This window comes from Clostridium sp. CS1-1 (assembly GCF_056135525.1).
In genome coordinates this window covers 4876417-4896651 of sequence record NZ_CM148680.1, presented here as the reverse complement: position 1 = coordinate 4896651, position 20235 = coordinate 4876417, and the positions used below count along the sequence as shown (strand labels likewise).

Below are 20235 nucleotides of genomic sequence, written 5' to 3'. Positions count from 1 at the left end.
GTGTAAAATGGAAAAAGATTTTAAAAGTTTACTTTTTAAATATAGATCTTTAATAGGACTAATATTGCTTTGCTTGGTAATATCAGTTATAACACCTAGATTTTTAAGCGTTACAAATATATTAAATGTATTTACTCAGGTTTCTGTTAACGCTATAATTGCCGTAGGAATGAGTTTTGTCATTCTAACCGGTGGAATAGACCTATCAGTAGGGTCTACTCTTGCAATAACAGGAGCTGTTGCAGCTGTACTTGCAAAAGGTAACTCGAATATAGGTGTAGTTCTAGTTGTAGCTTTAGCTATTGGAGGATTAATTGGATTATTCAATGGAATACTAGTTTCAAAGGGAAGAATCCAAGCATTTATAGTAACGTTAGCAACAATGACTGTGTTTAGAGGGGTAACTTATGTTTATACTAAAGGAACTCCGATATCAGGATTAGGTCCAGATTTTATGGTAATAGGAAATAAAAAGTTAGCAGGAATACCTTTACCAGTAATTCTTATAATAATTGTAGTTTTAATAGCGTGGTATGTTTTAAACCAAACTAGATATGGTAGATATGTATTTGCAGTTGGCGGAAATGAAGACTCAGCAAGACTATCAGGTATAAATACAGATAAAATTAAGGCTTTAGTTTATGTTGTTTCTGGTGTTACAGCAGCGTTAAGTGGTGTTGTGGTAACAAGTAGAATAGGATCAGCTTCTCCAAATGCGGGAAGTGGCTTCGAATTAGATGCAATAGCTGCAGTTGTTCTTGGAGGTACAAGTCTTTCTGGTGGAGAGGGCTCTGTCATTGGTACAATCATAGGTGCTATGATAATTGGTGTATTAAATAACGGACTAAATTTAATGAATGTATCACCTTTCTATCAATTAATAGTAAAGGGTTTGGTTATATTATTGGCGGTTATGATGGATAAAAAAAGTAAGTAGTTAAATCTAAAAATTTATATAAAACAAGGGAGGATTATTATCATGAAAAGAACACGTTTAAAAATGTTATCAGTTGCATTAACAGGAATTCTTGCTATTGCAGGACTTACAGGATGCGGCAATAAGGCTGATCAGGGAGCTCAAAAGAGCGGCGACAAGAAGAAAATAGGTATGGTTGTATCAACTTTAAACAATCCATTTTTCGTATCAATGAAAGATGGAGCAACTAAGAAGGCTCAAGAATTAGGTTATGAATTAGTAGTTGTAGATTCACAAAATGATGCAACTAAGGAAAGATCTAATGTTGAGGATCTTTTACAACAAGGAGTTTCAGCAATTATAATAAATCCAACAGATAGTGATGCAGTTGGAAACTCAATTGGAGTTGCAAATGATAAGAAAATACCAGTTTTAACAGTTGACAGACAGGCAAATAAGGGAGATGTTGTAGCTCACATAGCTTCAGATAATGTTAAAGGCGGAGAAATGGCAGCAGCATTTATACTTGAAAAACTAGGTGGTAAGGCTAATATAGTTGAACTTCAAGGTATACCAGGAGCATCTGCTACAAGAGATAGAGGTAAGGGATTCCACAATGGTGTTGATGGAAAAGCTGATGTTAAGGTTGTTGCAAGCCAACCAGCTGACTTTGATAGACAAAAAGGCTTAAATGTAATGGAAAACATAATGCAAGCAACTCCGCAATTCGATGCTATATTTGCTCACAATGATGAAATGGCACTAGGTGCAGTAAAAGCATTAAAGGGCAAGAAGGTTTTAGTTGTAGGATTCGACGGTAATGATGATGCTAAGAAAGCAGTTGAAAGTGGTGAAATGGCAGCTACAGTTGCTCAGCAACCAGACTTAATGGGAAGCTTAGCTGTTGAAAATGCTGCTAAGGTTATAAAAGGTGAAAGCGTACAAAAACAAATTCCAGTTGATTTAAAGCTTATAAAGAAATAATAAAATCCAGGGTTAACACCCTGGATTTTATAAAGTAAAAAATTTGTAGGATTATTTAGCTAATTAAGCAGATTCTCCAAATCTAAAATTAGGTGTACTAGTGACATTGGATTATAGTATAAAGTATAATTTATGATGTATAGATTACATACAATATTAAAAATTGAGGGATAAATATGAAAAAAGTTACAATGCTTGATATTGCAAAAAAGGCGGGAGTATCTAAAGCAACAGTTTCTATGGTATTAAATAAAAGAGATCAAAGTATAAGTGAAGAAACAAAGAATAGGATATTGAAATTAGCTGAAGAGCTTAATTATATTCCTAATTCTCTAGCTAGGGGTTTAAGTACAAAGAAAACAAGAACTATAGGAATAGTTCTTCCTGATATTACAAATCCATTCTTTGCGTCTATCGCTAGAGCTATTGAAGACAGTGCAAGCTCTTCTGAATATAATGTTATATTTTGCAATACAGATAATGAAATAGATAAGGAGTTAGAGTATATTAAGCTTCTTATAAGTAAATTAGTTGATGGAGTTATATTCATAGCAGGGGGAGAGAGCTGTAGTAGCGTGGAAATGATAAAGAGCAATAACATACCTTTTGTTCTAGTAGATAGATATATAGATAGCTATAAAGATGAATATGGGGTATATTCACTGAATGAAGATGGAGTTATACAAGGTATAGAGTATTTATATAGTAAAGGAAATAGAAAAATAGCATTTGTACAAGGTCATGAGAGTCTTCAAATCTCCAATGAAAGATTAAAAGGGTATAAGCATGCTATGAATAAATACGGAATATTTGATGAAAGTCTTATATTCACAGGGGATTTTACAATAGACGGTGGAATTAAGGCAACAGAAAAAATATTAGAAACCTTAAATCAAATAGATGCTATATTTTATAGTAATGATATAATGGCTTTTGGTGGTATGAAGGTTTTGCTTAGAAAAGGACTTAGAATTCCAGAGGATGTAAGGGTTATGGGATTTGATAATATAGATATATCTGAGATTTTCGAGCCTGAGTTAACTACTATAGCTCAGCCAATTTACAACATGGGAAGAGAGTCTTGCAGTCTGTTGATAGACATAATAAATGGGATTCATACTAATACAAAGCAAGTCTATTTTAAAACAGAGCTTATAATTAGAAAGACTACTTAAAATATAATAACTAAAGTTTAAAATAATTATGGCATAAAAAAGCAACCAAGAATTAGTATAAAATAAATTCTTGGTTGCTACTTCTTTATTAAAAACTATATATTATTTAGGAGTGTATATGTTATATATCTAGTAAATTCTTTCTATATGAGGAATATACATCTCTTAATTCCTTCATCTTCTCGTCAAGTTCTATTTGAAGATTAGATACGGTTTTATAGTCCTTTGCTTCTGTTGCACGTTTTATCTTTGTAAATAAGCTTTCCTTTGAATAAGTGTCCTTTAGTAGATAGTGTCTTAGTTCATTTATTTTCATCCAATTAGCCACGTCAAGATCTAATGCTTTATCTATTGAATGAAGCATTTTGTAGCTTCTTATCTCATCAGAATAATTTGCTATTATTCTATTATTTATTTCTACTAACCATCTTTGTGTTGTTCCAAGTCTAAAGCTATTAATAATCTTTTCATTCATTACATTGCCATCCATAAGTACGGCTTTCTTTTCTGGATATAAATCAAGCGCTAAAAGATTTTCATAAACAGTAGCCGGAGCTTTACCAAAGAAGATTTCTCTTTCCTCTTCTGTAAAGTCTTCGAAGACATCCTCTTCACTTCTGTAAGCTCTTCCTTTTTCTAAGTAGTCAGCAGTATCCTCAGGTTTTTTAGAAAGTTCATCTAAAAGATCATCTTCTGTTTTTCCGTTAGTTATTGCATATTTTATACCATCTATCATTGCCATGTAGAGGGTTGTTACAGCTAGATAGGTATTAGTATGAGGGTTTGGAGCTCTAAGCTCAAATCTTGTACCTAGAGGGTTTTGTAAGTCTCTTATGACACCTATCAGTATTGTTCTGTTTCTTGAAGGAATTTCAACAGAGTGTCCTAAGGATGTTACTATACATATAGGAGCTTCAAAACCTGGTTTTAACCTTCTAAGAGAATCGTTAGTTGAAGATACAAATGGATTTATAACCTCATAGTTCTTAAGTATTCCCATTACAGAAGCATATCCAAATGTACTTAAAAAATGATGTTTTGGAGCGGAGAATAAGTTCACTCTCTTTCCATTTTTAAGTTTTAACGCTATACCGATATGAGTATGCTTTCCACTACCGGCTACTCCATCGATAGGTTTTGCAAGGAAAGTTACATCTAGTCCGTTTCTCCTGAATGTTTCTTTAACTATATTTCTTACTAAACGTTCATTGTCTGCGGCTTGTACTGCAGTAGAATATTTCCAGTCAATTTCAAGCTGCTCCATTATGTGATTGAATTTACCTGATTCATCAATCTTTGCCTTTACACCACCAACCTCTTTGTGTCCCATTTCTGGCTCTAAACCATATAGATCCATTATTATAAGAGATTGTTCAAGAGCAGTTCTCACAGCTCCTTTTGTTCTAGTCCAATATTGTTCGTGCAATACCTGGGAAGTAGATAGTTCTTCAACATGGGCTTCATCATTAGGTGTCTGTACCCAAAATTCTAACTCTGTAGCACAGGTTGCGATAATATTGTCTATATCTTCATAGTTTACTCCAAAGGATGTCAGTGATTCAGGATGTTTTTCAAATAAATCCAAAAGAGTTGATTTAAAATGCTCTATGGATTGTTTTAAGATGTGTCTTGAGTCTACAGGTTTATTTTCGTGATATAAGAAACAAGGAATTCTCAAGGTCCCAACAGGCTTGTTACTTTCGAGGTCTATATGCTCATAATTATACTCTATAAACCAGTGAACATCTGTATCTGCTAACATATCTACTTTAGCATTATTTAGGCTTGCAATTCCAGGAAGAACAACAGAAGAGCCATCAGTTTGAACTGCTCCTTTTAAAAATGTGGAGATATCTTCTAGAAAAACTTTAATAGGAATTCTCTCATCAGTGTCATTTCCAGATAGATCTATACCAACGAGGGATACAAATTTTATCTCGGGATGCGACATTAGAATGTTTTTCAAATCTTCTTCTGAATGCTTTTCTTTTGGTATAACATAGATTAAGTCTTTTAGCATATGATTACCTCCTAAAATTTATAAAATAAACTATATTTTTTAATGTATTATACTAGGTTAAATTTAGTTCATAGCATTTCGTAGATTTTTACATATTCATGATTTTATAATTAATATGCATGTATGTCAATAGCAATAATGAAGGTTATTATACAAATGCCTTCATTATTAATTTCTTTTTGAATATACTTTTTATTATAAATTTGTGTACTCTATATCAATATAATATAATATAAGATAGGTACATACGTTAATTAACATAATGAGGTGGTATAGTGAATGTAGAAGATAGACCTATTGGATTTTTTGATTCAGGGGTAGGTGGAATTAGTGTTTTAGCAGAGGCTGTTAAAGTGCTACGAGGAGAGGATTTTATTTACTTTGGAGATTCTAAAAATGCTCCTTATGGCACTAGAAGTGTAGAAGAGGTTAAAACATTGACTTTTGCTGCTGTGGATTTTTTAGTAAAGAAAAATATTAAAGCATTAGTAGTAGCTTGTAATACTGCTACCAGCGCAGCTATAACAGACCTGAGAGAGAAATATAGTTCTATTATGCCTATAATAGGAATAGAACCTGCATTAAAACCAGCAGTTGAATATAAGAGACAGGGAAGCATATTAATAATGGCAACACCTATGACTCTTACTGAATCTAAATTTAATAATCTTATGAATAATTATAAGGATGAAGCTGAAATCGAGCCATTGCCATGCCCTGGGCTTGTTGAACTGATAGAAAATGGTAAAATTGAAGGTGAAGAGATAGAAAACTATTTAAAAGATAAGATAAAACCCTTCGAAAGTAAAGGAATAGCGGCAATAGTTCTTGGGTGTACCCATTATCCTTTTATCAAAAAAACATTGGCTAGAATTGTATCTGAAGATGTTCCTATTATTGATGGAAGTAGGGGAACTGCAAAGCAGTTGCAAAGGCAGTTATTTGAATATAACATTTTAAATAAAAGGCAACAAGGTGGCAAAGTAGAAATAAACAACTCATTGGATACAGATCAAATTGTAGAGTTAAGCTATAGACTATTAAACCTTAAAGAGTATTAAATTTTGAATTTAATATATATTGTAATATCACAATTAAAGCCTGACATAATTCTGTCACTTTTCATGCATAAATTTAACATAATATCTTGACCAAGGGATATAAAAACATTATTATATAAAAAATAGTAAATAATATAATATATGATATAATTCAATTATATCTATATTAGAGAGTGAAGGGAGAAAATATTTATGAATCCTATAGTTACAATTAAGATGAAAAATGGGGGAGTAATAAAAGCGGAATTATATCCGGAGATTGCTCCAAATACTGTTAACAATTTTGTAAGCTTAGTAAAGAAAGGTTTTTATAATAATCTTATCTTTCATAGAGTAATTCCTGGTTTTATGATTCAAGGTGGATGTCCTAAAGGAGAAGGAACAGGAGGCCCAGGATATACAATTAAGGGAGAATTCAATATTAATGGATTTAAAAATGATTTAAAGCATACAGCTGGAGTGCTATCTATGGCAAGAGCTATGCACCCAGATTCTGCTGGAAGTCAATTTTTCATAATGGTAGCAGATTCACCACATTTAGATGGTCAGTATGCAGCTTTTGGTAAGGTTACAGAAGGAATTGAAATAGTAAAAGAAATAGTAAACACTAAGAGAGATTTTAGGGATAAACCGTATGAAGACCAAGTTATGGAGGAAGTTACCGTAGATACATTTGAGAAGGACTATTCTGAACCTGAGAAAGTTTAAAGGATGGGAGGGTGATGTTGTTGCAAAACAATAAAGTTGCTCTTATATATGGATTAACTGAAGAAGAATTAAAGAATGTTTCAGAAGTATTATATAACAATTATAAAACAATAGAAACATCTATGGGTAAAATGAAAATAAGAGATATACTTAATGGAGTTAAACTAGAGGTATATAACTGCAAGCTTCCAAGTGAAAAATTAGTATTATTTAATAACTTTGAAGATAATGAACTAAAAAATGCAATAAGAACTATCAAGACTATTATTCATCCTGCACCTATATTTGCAATAGTCACAAACACTTCCATAGATTGGACTTTTGAATATTTGGTAGATCATTTGATTGAAGAAAGAGAATGGTATAGAAAGCAGGGTAAGTAAAAGCAGGGGGAAAATATGAGTAGAGTTGGAGAAAAGGTAAAGAGCATAAGAACTAGTATTGGCATGAGTCAAAAACAATTAGGAAAAAAATTAGGAGTATCAGAAAGCTTTATCAATGAAGTGGAATCAGGAAGAAAGGTTGTAAACCAAAATCTGATAGATAGACTATCTAAGGTTTTAGGAAAAGATATTAATGACATAACTATGTCTTTTGAAGATCAAGTGTATAAAGAAGAAAAGAGCCAGAAGTATACACCAGAACCTAAAAAAGAGAATGTGAAAGACATATGGAATGAGGCATTTGGATCCGTACTTAAAAACGTACCAATTTATAAATATGATTTACACAAACCTATAGCTTCAAAACAACTACCATTGATAAATAATAAGGTAGAGGGGTACTCTCAAGATAAGGTTTTATATTTAGAGATACAAGATGAGGACATGATAGGATCTAGAATTGCAAAAGGAGATTTGGCCTTTGGACACATGACTCATGAGATAGAAAACAATGCGATATGTCTTGTGGAATATAATGGAACAAGGGCTATAAGACAAATTAAAAAATTAGATAATAATAAAGTTCTTCTTATAAGTAATAGAGGATCTTTAAGAACAGAGACAGTAGAACTTAGAGACTTAAAGGTTATTGTAAAGTTAGATAAATTAGAAATAAAGCTTTAAAAATTTAGCTAAAGAGCATCAACAGGAAAACTCATTAGGGTTATTACTGCTGATGCTTTTATTCTAATACTTTCTTTTTTAAAAGTATATGTTCCGAACGGCTACGTCCCTGGATAGCGAGTTATAAGCACCAGGTGGAGCTAAAACAGAACTTGGTTTATATTCCTCTTAAATCAAATTCAGGTATAAAGCTTTCGGAGCAAGTACCTTCCTCTTGTATAAAGGCATTTCTTATTCCAATAGATAAACAATAGTCTATTATAGAATCGTAATGTTTTGAATTTAGAGGTTTATTAATTTCTGGAAAGTTGATTGAATTATACATTGGGGTATATTGATTCATTATACTTATATAAACAGAATGACCAAAGGTTCTGTAAACATAATCTATAATCTTTTTAGAGTCAAATAAAAGTCCAGGAAGCATAAGATGACGTATAACTACACCTTGCTGTATCAGCCCTTTATTATCAAATTTGGCTTCACCAACTTGTGAAAACATTTCCTCAATGGATTTTGAAGCATGATAAAAGTATTTTGGTGCGTTTGAATATTTTTGTGAGAATTTATCACTAAAATACTTAAGATCAGGCAAATATACGTCAACATATCCTTTAAGTGCTCGTATAGTTTCTATATTTTCGTAGCTATTTGTATTATATATAACAGGAATATTAAGTCCATTAGCTTTAGCTATATCTAAAGCTTTAATTATTTGAGGAACAAAGTGAGTAGGTGTAACTAAGTTTATGTTGTGGGCACCCACATCTTGCTGTTCTAAAAATATACTACATAATCTTTCTATTGATATTTCCCTACCAACTCCCTCGGAACTTATTTGGTAATTTTGGCAAAACTGACACCTTAAGTTGCAATCGGAAAAGAAGACGGTGCCAGAACCATTTTCACCAGAGATATAAGGCTCTTCGAAGTGATGGAGGGAAACTCTTGCAACTTTAACATTTTTTCCGGAATTACAAAATCCTAAGGAGCCGTCAAGTCTGTTAACACCACAATTTCTAGGGCATAGTCTACAATTTTTAAGCATTTCTAGCATTATAACACCTCTGTATTTACGTTAATCCTCAAATAATTATACAATTATATATGTACACTTGTATAGCTTATGATTTTTTCCTAAAATAAAAAATTAAACATTGAATCATAAATACAAAACTTACAACAGCGAAGGCTGGGTAAAGAAAATGTATTAGCTTTGAGAATCCTATTTGAGATATAGGAATCGCGAGAAGAATCACTAAGATTACTGTCTTTTTATAAGGGATATTGAATACTTCCTCAAGATTTTTACTGACACTATATATATTAGAAACCTCTGTTGAAAACATCTCCAACCAAATTATACATAAAAGTATTATTTGAATTCCTTTACCAAAACGGTTAGCTATATATAAAAGCGGAATTTCATATTTAAAAATATAAGGAACATTTGATAATAGTAAAAAGTTTATAATTAATGCGAGTATGGTGAGCCCAATAGAACCTAATATAACACCAATTAATAGATTTTTTTTTCTTTTAATTTCAAGACATAATGGTACAAGAACTCCACTACAGCATAATATATTAAATCCACCGTATATGAGTGAGGAAAAAAGCCAATTAGTTTTAGTGTAAGGGACATTTTTTAAATGATACACATCTATATCTTGATAAAAGGTTAAGTATAATATAAATATACTAATTATAACTGTAATTAAAGACGGTACGATAAATGAATTTACTTCAATAAGTCCTTTTGTATCTCTAAAGAGAGCTGTAATAGACACTAATATCATAATAATTATTCCTACCCATTTAGAAACACCAAAATATTCATGAATTAATGCTCCACTCCCTGCTAGAATTGTAGCAGAACCACCTATTAAAAATGCAGTGGTGAGAGAATTAGTTATGTATCCTAAGAATCCCGGACTGACTAGTGAAATGAGACCATCATATGAATTAAGCTTATATTTTAGACTTAAATCTATGATTATGCTTCCCATGGCAATATAAATAAAGCAACAAATTATTATTCCTATAAAGCTTTTATATCCATAAGAAGTAAAAAATTGGTTTATTTCTTGGCCTGATGCAAGACCTGCACCAACTACAGTTCCTATGAAAACAGCAGCTATTTGGAAATTCAATAGTAAATTTTTTTTCAAAAGTACCCCTCCTAAAATAGAATTTAAATTTTTACAACAAACAGCCAATAATTATACTTGTATAAATATATAAGTATGAAGTTAAAATAATGATTCATAAATTAAATTTTTGTTTTAAGGGAAAACTAATTAAAGATAAAAACGCAATAAATCATACATAAATGGAGGGAAATAAAATGAAAAAAATATATAGAAGATGGATAAGTGGAATTATATTTATAATTATCTTAATGATAGTTCCAGTTATGTTATCAAGTTGTAAATCTAAAAAGAAGGAAGAAAGTAAAGAAAGTACGGAAAGTTTTGACATGAAGGCTGCCACTAACGTAGCAGATACATACATGAAATATTTGATGAAAGGTGATTTAGAAAATAGTAAAAAGTTCTACTCAAAAGACCTTTTGAAGAGCTCAGGGACAGATGAAAATAAAAGCTTGAAAATATTTGGATATAACTTATCGGACACTAGTGAGGTAGGAAAGTCAGGAGTCTTTAAAATGAAAGTATCAAGATCGGACACTACTAAGTCTTTTGCATCATTAGACGAATATTCTATGAAAATATCAAAGGAAGAATCAGATTATAAGATAAGCGAAACCAATAATAATGTTCAAAAAGAAGCTTTTATAGAAGGAGATCAAATAAGGTTAAGAAATAAGAATAATGTAAGCACAAACCTGGTAATAGATTTAGGTAGTATCCCTAGTTTTGCTTTTTCTAAAGATGACAAAACTAATATAGATAAACTATCTGTCCCTAAAACAAGGTTTGGAATAATTAATTTTTCTTATGGTGGGGATAACTTGGCTATATCTACTGAAGATAAGGATTCTTATATAGCAATTATAAAGATTGATGAATCTATGGCCGTACAATCCGATAAAGGTGGGGCAGATGAGAAAGGCGGAGGTAAAGAGACAGGAGGAAAAGGAGGAGAAACTGGAGGTGGCGGTGGATCTAAAACAAAAGAAAAACCTATTGGTAAAGAAATTTCCACTTTAGATTTACTAAAAGACTCTAAGGTAGAATTTATGAGTTTCTCTCCGGAGGAAAAGCATATTGCAATTCAGTACACTAAGCCTGGAATCGGTCATTGTATAAGGGTTTATAAAATGGATGGCGGAGAAATGATAGACTTTAAGTTTGAAGAAAAATATCCGTTAGATAAAGTAGATGTAGTATTCTCTTCATATGATAAGGAAGCTTTGAATTACGACGTAATACCTAAAAAGGCTGGAGATAAAACTGTTGCTAACACAATAGGAAAATGGCAATTAAATCTTAAAGATTTTAAAGAGAAGAAAATGTGATATAATACAAGTAAAAAATATAATCGGAGAATAAGGATGCAGTGGGATAATAAAAGATATTATAGTTTAAATTATTTTTTAAGACAAAAATTTGGAAGTAAGGTATTTAAAATATCTTTAGATGCAGGTTTTTCTTGCCCTAATAGGGATGGTACCATTAGTAAAGGTGGATGCGTATTTTGTAGCGAAAGAGGATCAGGAGACTTTGCAGGAAATAGGTGTTACTCTATTAAGGAACAGTTTAAAGACATAAAGGAAATGATGAATAAAAAGTGGAAAGAAGGAAAATATATTGCATATTTTCAAGCATATACAAACACCTATGCTCCTGTGGAGGTGCTTAGGCAGAAATATGAAGAAGCAATAAATGAAGAAGGAGTTGTAGCGTTAGCTATAGCAACAAGACCTGATTGTCTAAGTGATGAAATTTTAGATCTTCTAGATGATATTAATAAAAGAGTATATACTTGGGTTGAACTCGGACTTCAAACTTCCAACGAAGCAACAGCAAGAAAAATTAATAGAGGATATAATTTAGAAGTATTTGAAAAAGCTGTGAAAGATTTGAGAAGTAGGAATATTGATATAGTAACACATGTGATTTTCGGGTTGCCTGGTGAGAGTAAAGAAGATATGTTAGAAACGGTGAGGTATGTTAGTAGCAGCGATATACAGGGGGTAAAGTACCATCTTTTACACTTGATGGAGAATACACCTTTAGTAAATTTATACCGCAAAGGAGAATTAAAGTTTTTAGAGAAAGAAGAGTATATAGACATAATATGCTCTGCTATAGCTAGCACTCCTTCTGAGGTAGTTATTCATAGGCTAACAGGAGATGCACCAAGAAATCTATTAATTGGACCAAAATGGAGCCTAAAAAAATGGGAAGTATTAAACACTATTGATTCAGAACTCATTAACAGGAATATATATCAAGGAATAAATTGCAAGCAAAGCTGAAAATTCAATATAATTCTACAAGTCCTCTATTTCGTGATAGAGGACATTTTTTATTTTTGAGATAATTTTAGCGAGTATTTAATTATTTTCCTATGCCTTAATAGTTAACTGATTCTTATATGAGTGATAGAATAGAAATTACAACAACTATAATAGGGGGATTTTTCATGAGAATTGATTTAATAATTTCAGCAGATGATATAAAAGAAGAAAAGGTCAAGGATAAGTCAGTAGTAGTAATAGATATGTTAAGAGCTACATCTGTAATAACTACTGCAATAAGTAATGGATGTACTGGAGTAATACCGGTTCTAACAGTAGAAGAGGCTTTTAATATAGCAAATAAGGATAGGGATAGGTATATATTAGGCGGGGAGAGAAAAGCCCTTAAAATAGATGGATTTGATTGTGCTAATTCTCCTTTAGAATATAAAAGAAGTGTTATAGAGGGAAAAAGATTGATATTAACAACTAGTAACGGAACTAGGGCAATAAAAGGGAGTACAGGAGCTAAGAATATTTTAATAGGTGCATTAATTAATGCGAGTAGTGTTGCAGAAAGGTTAACTGAGTTAAATAATGATGTAGTTATAGTTAACGCAGGAACAAATGGTCAGTTTTCTATGGATGATTTTATTTGCAGTGGTTATATAATAGATTGCATACTGCAAAAAAAACAAGATATAGAGCTTACTGACATAGCGAAAACAGCATGTTATATTTATAGAGAGAATAAAAATATAATAAATTTCATAAAGAATGCAGTACACTATAAGAGAATTATGGAACTAAATCTTGATAAGGATTTAGAATATTGTTGTAAGAAAGATATAATAGATGTGGTACCAGAGTATAGAGCTGGAATTATAACCTTGGATACTAAGCCAAGTCAGAAAGCCATTTAATTATGGAATATGGATAAGAATAAAGATTAAGGGATACTTTTGGAGAAAAAATATATAATAATTAAAAAGCTTTTTATGCGGTTAGCATAGAAAGCTTTTTTTATCCTTAATATTGATTATACCACTTGGAATATATAGAACTTTAAGTAGTAAGATTCATCAGAGTTCCATAATATTGGGTGATCAGAAGCCTGAGTTCTAAATTCAACCTGTCTTAACATTCTTCTGGCATCCTTTGCAGCATCTGCGATAGTCTCTTTAAAGAGATCGGGATTCATAAAGTGTGAACATGAACATGTAACTAGAAACCCGCCTGGTTTAACCATTTTTATGCCTCTTAGGTTGATTTCCTTATATCCTCTTACCGCACTATTTATTGTAGATCTAGATTTGGTAAATGCAGGTGGATCAAGTATTACAACATCAAATTTTCTGCCTTCCTTAACCCATTGAGGAAGAGCATCAAAAGCATTGTGGCATTCGAATTTAACAACGTCTGAAAGTCCATTTAATTCTGAATTTCTTGTTGCTTCATCCACAGCAAGTTGGGATATATCAAGTCCAAGTACACTTTTAGCACCAGCAACCCCTGCATTTAAAGCGAAAGAACCAGTGTGTGTAAAGCAATCTAGAACGTCAGCATCCTTACAGATTTTGTGTATGGCGTGTCTATTCTCTTTTTGGTCAAGAAAAAATCCTGTCTTTTGGCCATTCTCTATATCAACAGTATATTTAACACCATTTTCTACAATTTGCACCTTGGTTTCAAAGGTCGATGTCAAAAATCCCTTTGTTTGTTCCATGCCCTCAAGTCCACGAACCTTTACATCACTTCTTTCATATACACCTTTTGCACCAAAGTCTTCTTGAAGTATTTTAACTACTATATCTTTATATTTATCTATACCTAATGCAAGAGATTGTAATACATAATAGTCTTCGTATTTATCTATTATAAGACCAGGTACAAAGTCTGCTTCTCCAAATAAAAATCTACAACTTGAAGTATCTATAACCTTTTTTCTATATTCCCAAGCATTATGTAATCTGGTTCTGAAGAAAGTTTCATCTACTTCTTCATTTATATCTCTTGTCATCATTCTTATAGTAATTTTTGAAAGATCATTTATGTACCCTTTACCTATAAAACTATTTTTAAAATTATAGACTTCAACTATATCTCCATTCTCATATGTACCATCATAACCTTCTATTTCACTAGTATAAATCCAAGGGTGTCCATTTTCTGCTTTTCTTCCCATTCCCTTATGTAAGTAAAATTTGCAAGTCATTAGTTTTATACCTCCCTGATTTTTTTCATTACACGATGACCACCCGCTCTAACATTCCTTCTTTTTCAAAGACTGAGTAAAGAGCGGGTACGTCTCTGGATAACGAGTTCTAAACATCAGATGGAGCTAAACCTCCATCTGATGCTAAGAACTCTGTTTATGTAGTATACCACAATTAAAAGGTTAATAATACTTAAAATTCCTTTGACAGAACTGCTAAAAATAAATTAAACTATTTCTTGTATTAAATTTTAAAATTTTGATAGTTTAAATATAAATATAAATATTTAAGGAGAGAAGATATGAGTATATTAACTGTTAAAAATATGAATCATGGCTTTGGTGATAGAGCAATACTTGAAGATGTGTCCTTCAGACTTTTAAAGGGAGAGCACGTTGGTTTTATAGGTGCAAATGGTGAAGGTAAATCAACCTTTATGAATATAATTACAGGAAAACTTGCTCCAGACGAAGGACAGATTGAATGGTCTAATAAGGTTAGAGTAGGTTATATGGACCAGCACGTAGTTCTTGAAAGCGGACAAACTATAAGAGATGTTTTAAAAGGGGCTTTTCAGTATCTATTTGATGCTGAAGCAGAAATGAATGAGTTATACGGTAAAATGGGAGAGGTTAGTCCTGAAGAACTTGAAAAAATGCTAGAAAGAACAGCGGTAATTCAAGATATGTTGGATCATAATGGATTTTATATTATTGATGCTAAAATTGAAGATACTGCTAGAGGATTAGGACTTTTAGATGTTGGACTAGATAGAGATGTTACAGATTTAAGTGGAGGACAAAGAACAAAGGTTTTACTTGCTAAACTCCTTTTAGAGACTCCAGATATATTACTTTTAGACGAGCCTACTAACTACCTGGATGAAGCTCACATAGAGTGGCTTAAAAGATTTTTAAATAATTACGAAAATGCTTTTATATTAATATCTCACGATATTCCATTTTTAAATTCAGTAATTAATCTTATATATCATGTAGAGAATAAGAAGCTTACTAGATATGTTGGAAATTATGAAGAGTTTGAGAGAATATATGAGGCGAAAAAGAGACAATTAGAGCAAGCTTATGAGAGACAGCAGGCTGAAATTGCAAGATTAGAGGATTTTGTTGCTAGAAATAAAGCTAATGTAGCTACTGCTAATATGGCTAAGTCTAGACAAAAGAAACTTGATAAAATAGATAGAATTGAACTTACTCAAGAGAAGCCAAAACCAACCTTTAATTTTAAGACAGCTAGAGCTTCAGGAAAGATGATATTTGAAACTAAGGATTTAGTTATAGGATATGACCATCCACTTACTAAACCTCTTAATCTTTATATGGAAAGAGGACAGAAAATTGCTTTAGTAGGTTCTAATGGTCTTGGAAAAACTACATTGCTTAAGAGTTTAATGGGACAAATTAAACCAATAAGTGGTGAGGTTCAGCTTGGAGATTATCAATATATTGGATATTTTGAGCAAGAAAGTAAAGAGGGAAACACAAATACTTGTATTGAAGAGTTTTGGAAGGAATTCCCTGGATATACTCAATATGAAGTTCGTGCTGCTCTTGCGAAGTGTGGACTTACAACAAAACATATTGAGAGCATGGTAATGGTATTGTCAGGTGGAGAAGCTGCTAAGGTCAGACTTGCAAAGCTAATTAATAGTGAAACCAATATATTAATTCTTGACGAGCCAACTAACCACTTAGATGTGGATGCAAAAGATGAACTCAAAAGAGCATTAAAGGAATACAAAGGTACCATATTAATAGTTTGTCACGAGCCAGAGTTTTATAGAGATGTAGTTACAGAAGTATGGAATTGTGAAGATTGGACACTGAAAGCTATATAGTAGTTTCAAGTTATAAAGAAGCAATTTAAATTAACATCGTCGAATCTGGAATATAATGAAATATCATAAGTGATAATACTAAAGCAGCAACAATATTAACATGTATTGTTGCTGTTTTTTATCCTAATAAGATATAACTTAGAATGAAATTAAACTATAAAAAAGAAGGACACTTTGCTATCTAGATGAGAGCAAAGCATCCTTCAAAATTAATTACGCATTAAATAATCGAATACACCTAAGGCTGAATTTGCACCTGACCCCATAGAAATAATAATCTGTTTATATGGACTATTGGTACAGTCTCCTGCGGCAAATACTCCGGGTATATTTGTAGAACCATGGTTATCTACGATGATCTCACCTAAGTGATTAAGCTCAACTAATTCTTCTAACCAATCTGTATTTGGTACAAGTCCTATCTGTATAAACACGCCTTGCAATTCAATATTCTTAACTACTCCTGTATCGCGTTCAAGGTAGGTGACACCATTTACTTTATCAGTACCGGTAATTTCCTTTGTTTGAACGTTTTTTAAGACAGTTACATTTGGCAAACTGTAAAGACGTTCTTGAAGTACAGCATCAGCTTTCAGTTCTGACATAAATTCAAGAACAGTCACATGCCTTACAATACCTGCAAGATCAATGGCAGCCTCAATACCGGAATTACCACCACCAATAACTGCTACGTGTTTTCCTTTAAATAAAGGGCCATCACAATGAGGGCAGTAGGCTACACCCTTGTTTTTAAACTCTATTTCTCCAGGTACACCAACATTTCTCCAGCGAGCACCTGTTGAAAGGATTACGGTTTTACTTTTTAAAATAGCACCATTTTTAAGCTTAACTTCTATGAATTCTTTCTTTTCTAAACTTATGGCACGCTGTAAATTCATAATATCAATATTGTAATTTTTAACATGCTCCTCAAGGCTAGCTACAAGTTTAGGTCCTTCTGTATATTTTATACTTATAAAGTTCTCAATACCCATAGTGTCCATTACTTGCCCACCAAAGCGTTCAGCAACAATGCCCGTACGAATGCCTTTACGTGCCGCATAAATAGCTGCACTTGCCCCAGCCGGGCCGCCTCCAATAACAAGAACATCAAATAGACATTTAGTGTTAAACTCTGAAACATCGAGAGTATTACTCATCTTGGCAAGAATCTCTTCAAGTGACATACGGCCGCTGCCAAAAAATTCACCATTTAAGTAAACAGATGGGACTGCCATAATGTTCTTGTTTTCTACCTCTTCCTTGAACGTACCACCGTCAATCATGGTATGTGTAATTCCAGGATTGAGAATGCTCATTAAATTAAGTGCCTGAACAACCTCTGGGCAGTTGTGGCAGCTTAAGCTAATGTAGGATTCAAAATGGTATTTACCATTAAGGTTTTTAACTTGATCGATTAGTTTATCATCAATCCTTGGGGCTCTTCCACTAACCTGAAGAAGAGCTAATACTAATGAAGTGAATTCATGTCCTAAAGGTATTCCCGCAAAAATTACTCCTATGTCTTTATCTACACGATTTATACTAAAGCTTGGAGTTCTAGATAACTTTGCTTTTTCTACTATGATTTTAGGGGACATTGTAGCTATCTCATCTACTAGAGCTACCATGTCACTAGATACGCTGTCAGATCCTTCGCTAATTTTAATTAGCACATCGCCTTCCATAAGCTTGAGATATTGGCCTAATTGTTTCTTAATATCTGCATCTAGTAGCATATATCTTACCAGTTAGATCTTTCCTACAAGGTCAAGACTAGGCTTAAGTGTTGCACTACCATCTTTCCATTTAGCTGGGCAAACTTCACCAGGATTATTTCTAACATATTGTGCTGCTTTGATTTTATTAATAAGAGCGCTTGCATCACGACCAATATTACCAGCATTAATTTCAACAGCTTGAACTATACCGTCTGGATCTATGATAAAAGTACCGCGATCAGCAAGACCATCGGATTCAATTAGTACATCGAAGTTTCTAGATAGTGTATGTGAAGGATCACCGACCATAATATAAGTAATTTTCCTAATAGCTTCTGAGCTATCGTGCCATGCTTTATGTGTAAAATGAGTATCTGTTGAAACGGAATAAACCTCAACATTAAGCTCCTTTAGTATTTCATAATTGTTTTGTAAATCTTCCAACTCAGTTGGACATACAAATGTAAAGTCTGCAGGATAAAAACAAACTACACTCCACTTTCCTTTAAGATCTGCGTCTGTAATTTCTACAAACTTTCCGTTTTGATAAGCTTGTGATTTAAATGGTTTCACTTCAGTTCCAATTAATGACATAATAAATTTCCCTCCTAAATTTAATCTTAGAATTATAATAAGGTTGGATAGTACATAATAAAAGCCTTAATTAATAATAATTATCAATTAATATTAATTATACAAATAAAATCTTACTTGTCAAGAAATTTACCACGATTTATTTTAATAGTTGTTTAAGACATAAGAGGATAATTGCCGCAGAGGAATGAAATTGTAGTATAAGATTATAAAATAAAAAAGTGACAAGAATATACAGCGCTATTGCTTGTCACTTTTTTATTATTGAATTGCTGATTCACATAAGTATAAGTTAAATTCTTTTATCCAACCTTTTGAATTAATCCTTTTATCAGATGTTATAGAAACTTCATACCATAATTCATTATTAATTTTTGAGCTATCATGTATTTGTACAAGTGTATCTTCTTCTAGAGTATTTAAAACTGGAGAATCAGATAAAGGAGATATAAATAACTCACATTTTTTTACTATCTTGCCTTCAGAGTTATTCGGAAAAATATATTCTATAGTTAAACTTTCACTTTTTTTCACTTTTGTACTTTTCTTAAGATTATTATTTTGATATTTTAGAAGCAAAATTTGCTTTCTTTGATTTGTCATTTTATTGGTAAAGTAATATGACGTACATAAAGCTACAATTACAAGTAAAGTAAATAGAAATGCTAGCATATATATTCCTCCAAAAACTTATTCAATAATAGTATATTCATGATAAATGAAAAAGCTGTCAGTTAATAAAAACCTTTATTTAATAAGTTAAACTACTTTAGATAAATCCTCATATTTTGAAATATACATATCAGCGTGATTTATAATCTCTTCTTTTTGATATTCCGAGTAAAGATCATGTACACCAATAACTACCATGCCTGCTGATTTAGCACCTTTAACAGCTGGAAGTATGTCTTCAAATACTGCACATTCTTCAGGTCTTAAATTTAGTTTTTTAGCTGCAAGTAAATATATATCGGGAAAGTCCTTTCCTCTTATTACTTCATCAGTAGTACTTATTGAATCAAAAAAGTCATATATATTATTATTTCTTAATGCTATTTCGATAAGTGGTCTACAGTTACTGGTAGCTAGTCCTATTTTTACTCCCTTTAATCTTAATAGAGATAAAAATTCTTTTACCCCAGGTTTTAATTTTACATCATTAGCGTAATGATGTAATGCCATGTCATTCCATTCTTTTTGAATATCCTCAATGGTATCATTAAGATTAAATCTGTTTTTAAAATATTGAGCTACCTCTGAAAAACTCATATGTTCTATTTCTTCTTTCAAATTTTTGGGTAATTCTATATTTCTCTTCTTTAAGTATTCTATATCAATCTTACTCCAGACCCACATAGAATCAATTAGAGTTCCATCCATGTCGAAAATAGCGCCCTTAATATTTTTCAGCATAATATCACCTCGTTTTTAGTATAACAATGAAACAAGAGAATGTAAATTATAGTTCCCCCCCTCTCTAACGAATAGA

19 protein-coding genes are annotated in these 20235 nt (G+C 32.0%); 11 read left to right on the top strand and 8 right to left on the bottom strand.

Features of this window, described 5'->3' with window-relative positions; translation table 11 throughout:
* The first annotated feature begins 7 nt into the window (after positions 1 to 7).
* The 3 genes from AC0N0V_RS23195 to AC0N0V_RS23185 all read left to right on the top strand — a co-directional run bounded on the left by AC0N0V_RS23195 (position 8) and on the right by AC0N0V_RS23185 (position 3075).
* Entirely contained in the window at positions 8 to 937 is a 930-nt protein-coding gene (locus tag AC0N0V_RS23195; RefSeq protein ID WP_474461282.1) for an ABC transporter permease subunit, read from the top strand.
* Positions 938 to 979: 42 nt separating this feature from the next.
* Positions 980 to 1900, top strand: coding sequence for a ribose ABC transporter substrate-binding protein RbsB (gene rbsB, locus AC0N0V_RS23190; protein ID WP_474461281.1), 921 nt, complete (start codon positions 980 to 982; stop codon positions 1898 to 1900).
* A gap of 176 nt (positions 1901 to 2076) precedes the next feature.
* Positions 2077 to 3075, top strand: a complete 999-nt coding sequence (locus AC0N0V_RS23185; RefSeq protein WP_474461279.1) for a LacI family DNA-binding transcriptional regulator — start codon at positions 2077 to 2079, stop codon at positions 3073 to 3075.
* Between the two features lie 121 nt (positions 3076 to 3196).
* Here the strand turns inward: AC0N0V_RS23185 and AC0N0V_RS23180 are convergent, their stop codons facing one another.
* Positions 3197 to 5095, bottom strand: coding sequence for a type I glutamate--ammonia ligase (locus AC0N0V_RS23180; RefSeq protein WP_474461277.1), 1899 nt, complete (start codon positions 5093 to 5095; stop codon positions 3197 to 3199).
* 275 nt (positions 5096 to 5370) lie between these two features.
* Between AC0N0V_RS23180 and murI the strand changes: the two genes are divergently transcribed.
* The 4 genes from murI (at position 5371) to AC0N0V_RS23160 (ending at position 7931) form a co-directional block, all read left to right on the top strand.
* A complete protein-coding gene (gene murI, locus AC0N0V_RS23175) occupies positions 5371 to 6156 on the top strand; it encodes a glutamate racemase (protein WP_474461275.1) in 786 nt (261 codons plus the stop codon).
* 192 nt (positions 6157 to 6348) lie between these two features.
* Complete coding sequence (locus AC0N0V_RS23170) at positions 6349 to 6864, top strand: peptidylprolyl isomerase (protein WP_474461274.1); 516 nt, start codon at positions 6349 to 6351, stop codon at positions 6862 to 6864.
* A gap of 14 nt (positions 6865 to 6878) precedes the next feature.
* Positions 6879 to 7247, top strand: coding sequence for a DUF3783 domain-containing protein (locus tag AC0N0V_RS23165; RefSeq protein ID WP_474461273.1), 369 nt, complete (start codon positions 6879 to 6881; stop codon positions 7245 to 7247).
* Between the two features lie 15 nt (positions 7248 to 7262).
* Positions 7263 to 7931 carry a helix-turn-helix domain-containing protein gene (locus AC0N0V_RS23160; protein ID WP_474461271.1) on the top strand — a complete coding sequence of 223 codons (669 nt, stop codon included), beginning with the start codon at positions 7263 to 7265 and terminating at the stop codon, positions 7929 to 7931.
* A gap of 157 nt (positions 7932 to 8088) precedes the next feature.
* Here AC0N0V_RS23160 and AC0N0V_RS23155 read toward each other — a convergent pair whose 3' ends face one another.
* Entirely contained in the window at positions 8089 to 8979 is an 891-nt protein-coding gene (locus AC0N0V_RS23155) for a radical SAM protein (protein WP_474464625.1), read from the bottom strand.
* 76 nt (positions 8980 to 9055) lie between these two features.
* The gene (locus AC0N0V_RS23150) at positions 9056 to 10102 is read right to left on the bottom strand and encodes a YkvI family membrane protein (protein ID WP_474461270.1); all 1047 of its coding nucleotides are present in this window, start codon (positions 10100 to 10102) and stop codon (positions 9056 to 9058) included.
* A 176-nt stretch (positions 10103 to 10278) separates the two neighbouring features.
* On the opposite strand from AC0N0V_RS23150, the gene AC0N0V_RS23145 reads away from it, so the two are divergent.
* From AC0N0V_RS23145 to AC0N0V_RS23135, 3 genes are all read left to right on the top strand, one after another.
* On the top strand, positions 10279 to 11412 hold the full coding sequence (locus AC0N0V_RS23145; protein WP_474461269.1) for a hypothetical protein: 1134 nt from the start codon (positions 10279 to 10281) through the stop codon (positions 11410 to 11412).
* A 36-nt stretch (positions 11413 to 11448) separates the two neighbouring features.
* Positions 11449 to 12375, top strand: a complete 927-nt coding sequence (mnmL, locus tag AC0N0V_RS23140; RefSeq protein ID WP_474461268.1) for a tRNA modification radical SAM protein MnmL/YtqA — start codon at positions 11449 to 11451, stop codon at positions 12373 to 12375.
* A 167-nt stretch (positions 12376 to 12542) separates the two neighbouring features.
* Positions 12543 to 13280: a 2-phosphosulfolactate phosphatase family protein gene (locus tag AC0N0V_RS23135; RefSeq protein ID WP_474461267.1), complete on the top strand. Its 738-nt coding sequence runs from the start codon at positions 12543 to 12545 to the stop codon at positions 13278 to 13280.
* 116 nt (positions 13281 to 13396) lie between these two features.
* Here the strand turns inward: AC0N0V_RS23135 and AC0N0V_RS23130 are convergent, their stop codons facing one another.
* Positions 13397 to 14572: a class I SAM-dependent rRNA methyltransferase gene (locus tag AC0N0V_RS23130; protein WP_474461265.1), complete on the bottom strand. Its 1176-nt coding sequence runs from the start codon at positions 14570 to 14572 to the stop codon at positions 13397 to 13399.
* A 302-nt stretch (positions 14573 to 14874) separates the two neighbouring features.
* On the opposite strand from AC0N0V_RS23130, the gene AC0N0V_RS23125 reads away from it, so the two are divergent.
* Positions 14875 to 16431 (top strand): ABC-F family ATP-binding cassette domain-containing protein, encoded by a 1557-nt coding sequence (locus tag AC0N0V_RS23125; protein WP_474461263.1) that lies wholly within the window; start codon positions 14875 to 14877, stop codon positions 16429 to 16431.
* A gap of 209 nt (positions 16432 to 16640) precedes the next feature.
* On the opposite strand, the gene ahpF is transcribed toward AC0N0V_RS23125, so the two are convergent.
* The 4 genes from ahpF to AC0N0V_RS23105 form a co-directional block, all read right to left on the bottom strand.
* Positions 16641 to 18170: an alkyl hydroperoxide reductase subunit F gene (gene ahpF, locus AC0N0V_RS23120; RefSeq protein ID WP_474461261.1), complete on the bottom strand. Its 1530-nt coding sequence runs from the start codon at positions 18168 to 18170 to the stop codon at positions 16641 to 16643.
* Between the two features lie 12 nt (positions 18171 to 18182).
* Positions 18183 to 18746: an alkyl hydroperoxide reductase subunit C gene (gene ahpC, locus AC0N0V_RS23115; protein ID WP_474461260.1), complete on the bottom strand. Its 564-nt coding sequence runs from the start codon at positions 18744 to 18746 to the stop codon at positions 18183 to 18185.
* Positions 18747 to 19007: 261 nt separating this feature from the next.
* A complete protein-coding gene (locus AC0N0V_RS23110; protein ID WP_474461258.1) occupies positions 19008 to 19418 on the bottom strand; it encodes a hypothetical protein in 411 nt (136 codons plus the stop codon).
* 87 nt (positions 19419 to 19505) lie between these two features.
* Entirely contained in the window at positions 19506 to 20159 is a 654-nt protein-coding gene (locus tag AC0N0V_RS23105) for an HAD family hydrolase (RefSeq protein ID WP_474461256.1), read from the bottom strand.
* Between the last annotated feature and the right edge of the window lie 76 nt (positions 20160 to 20235).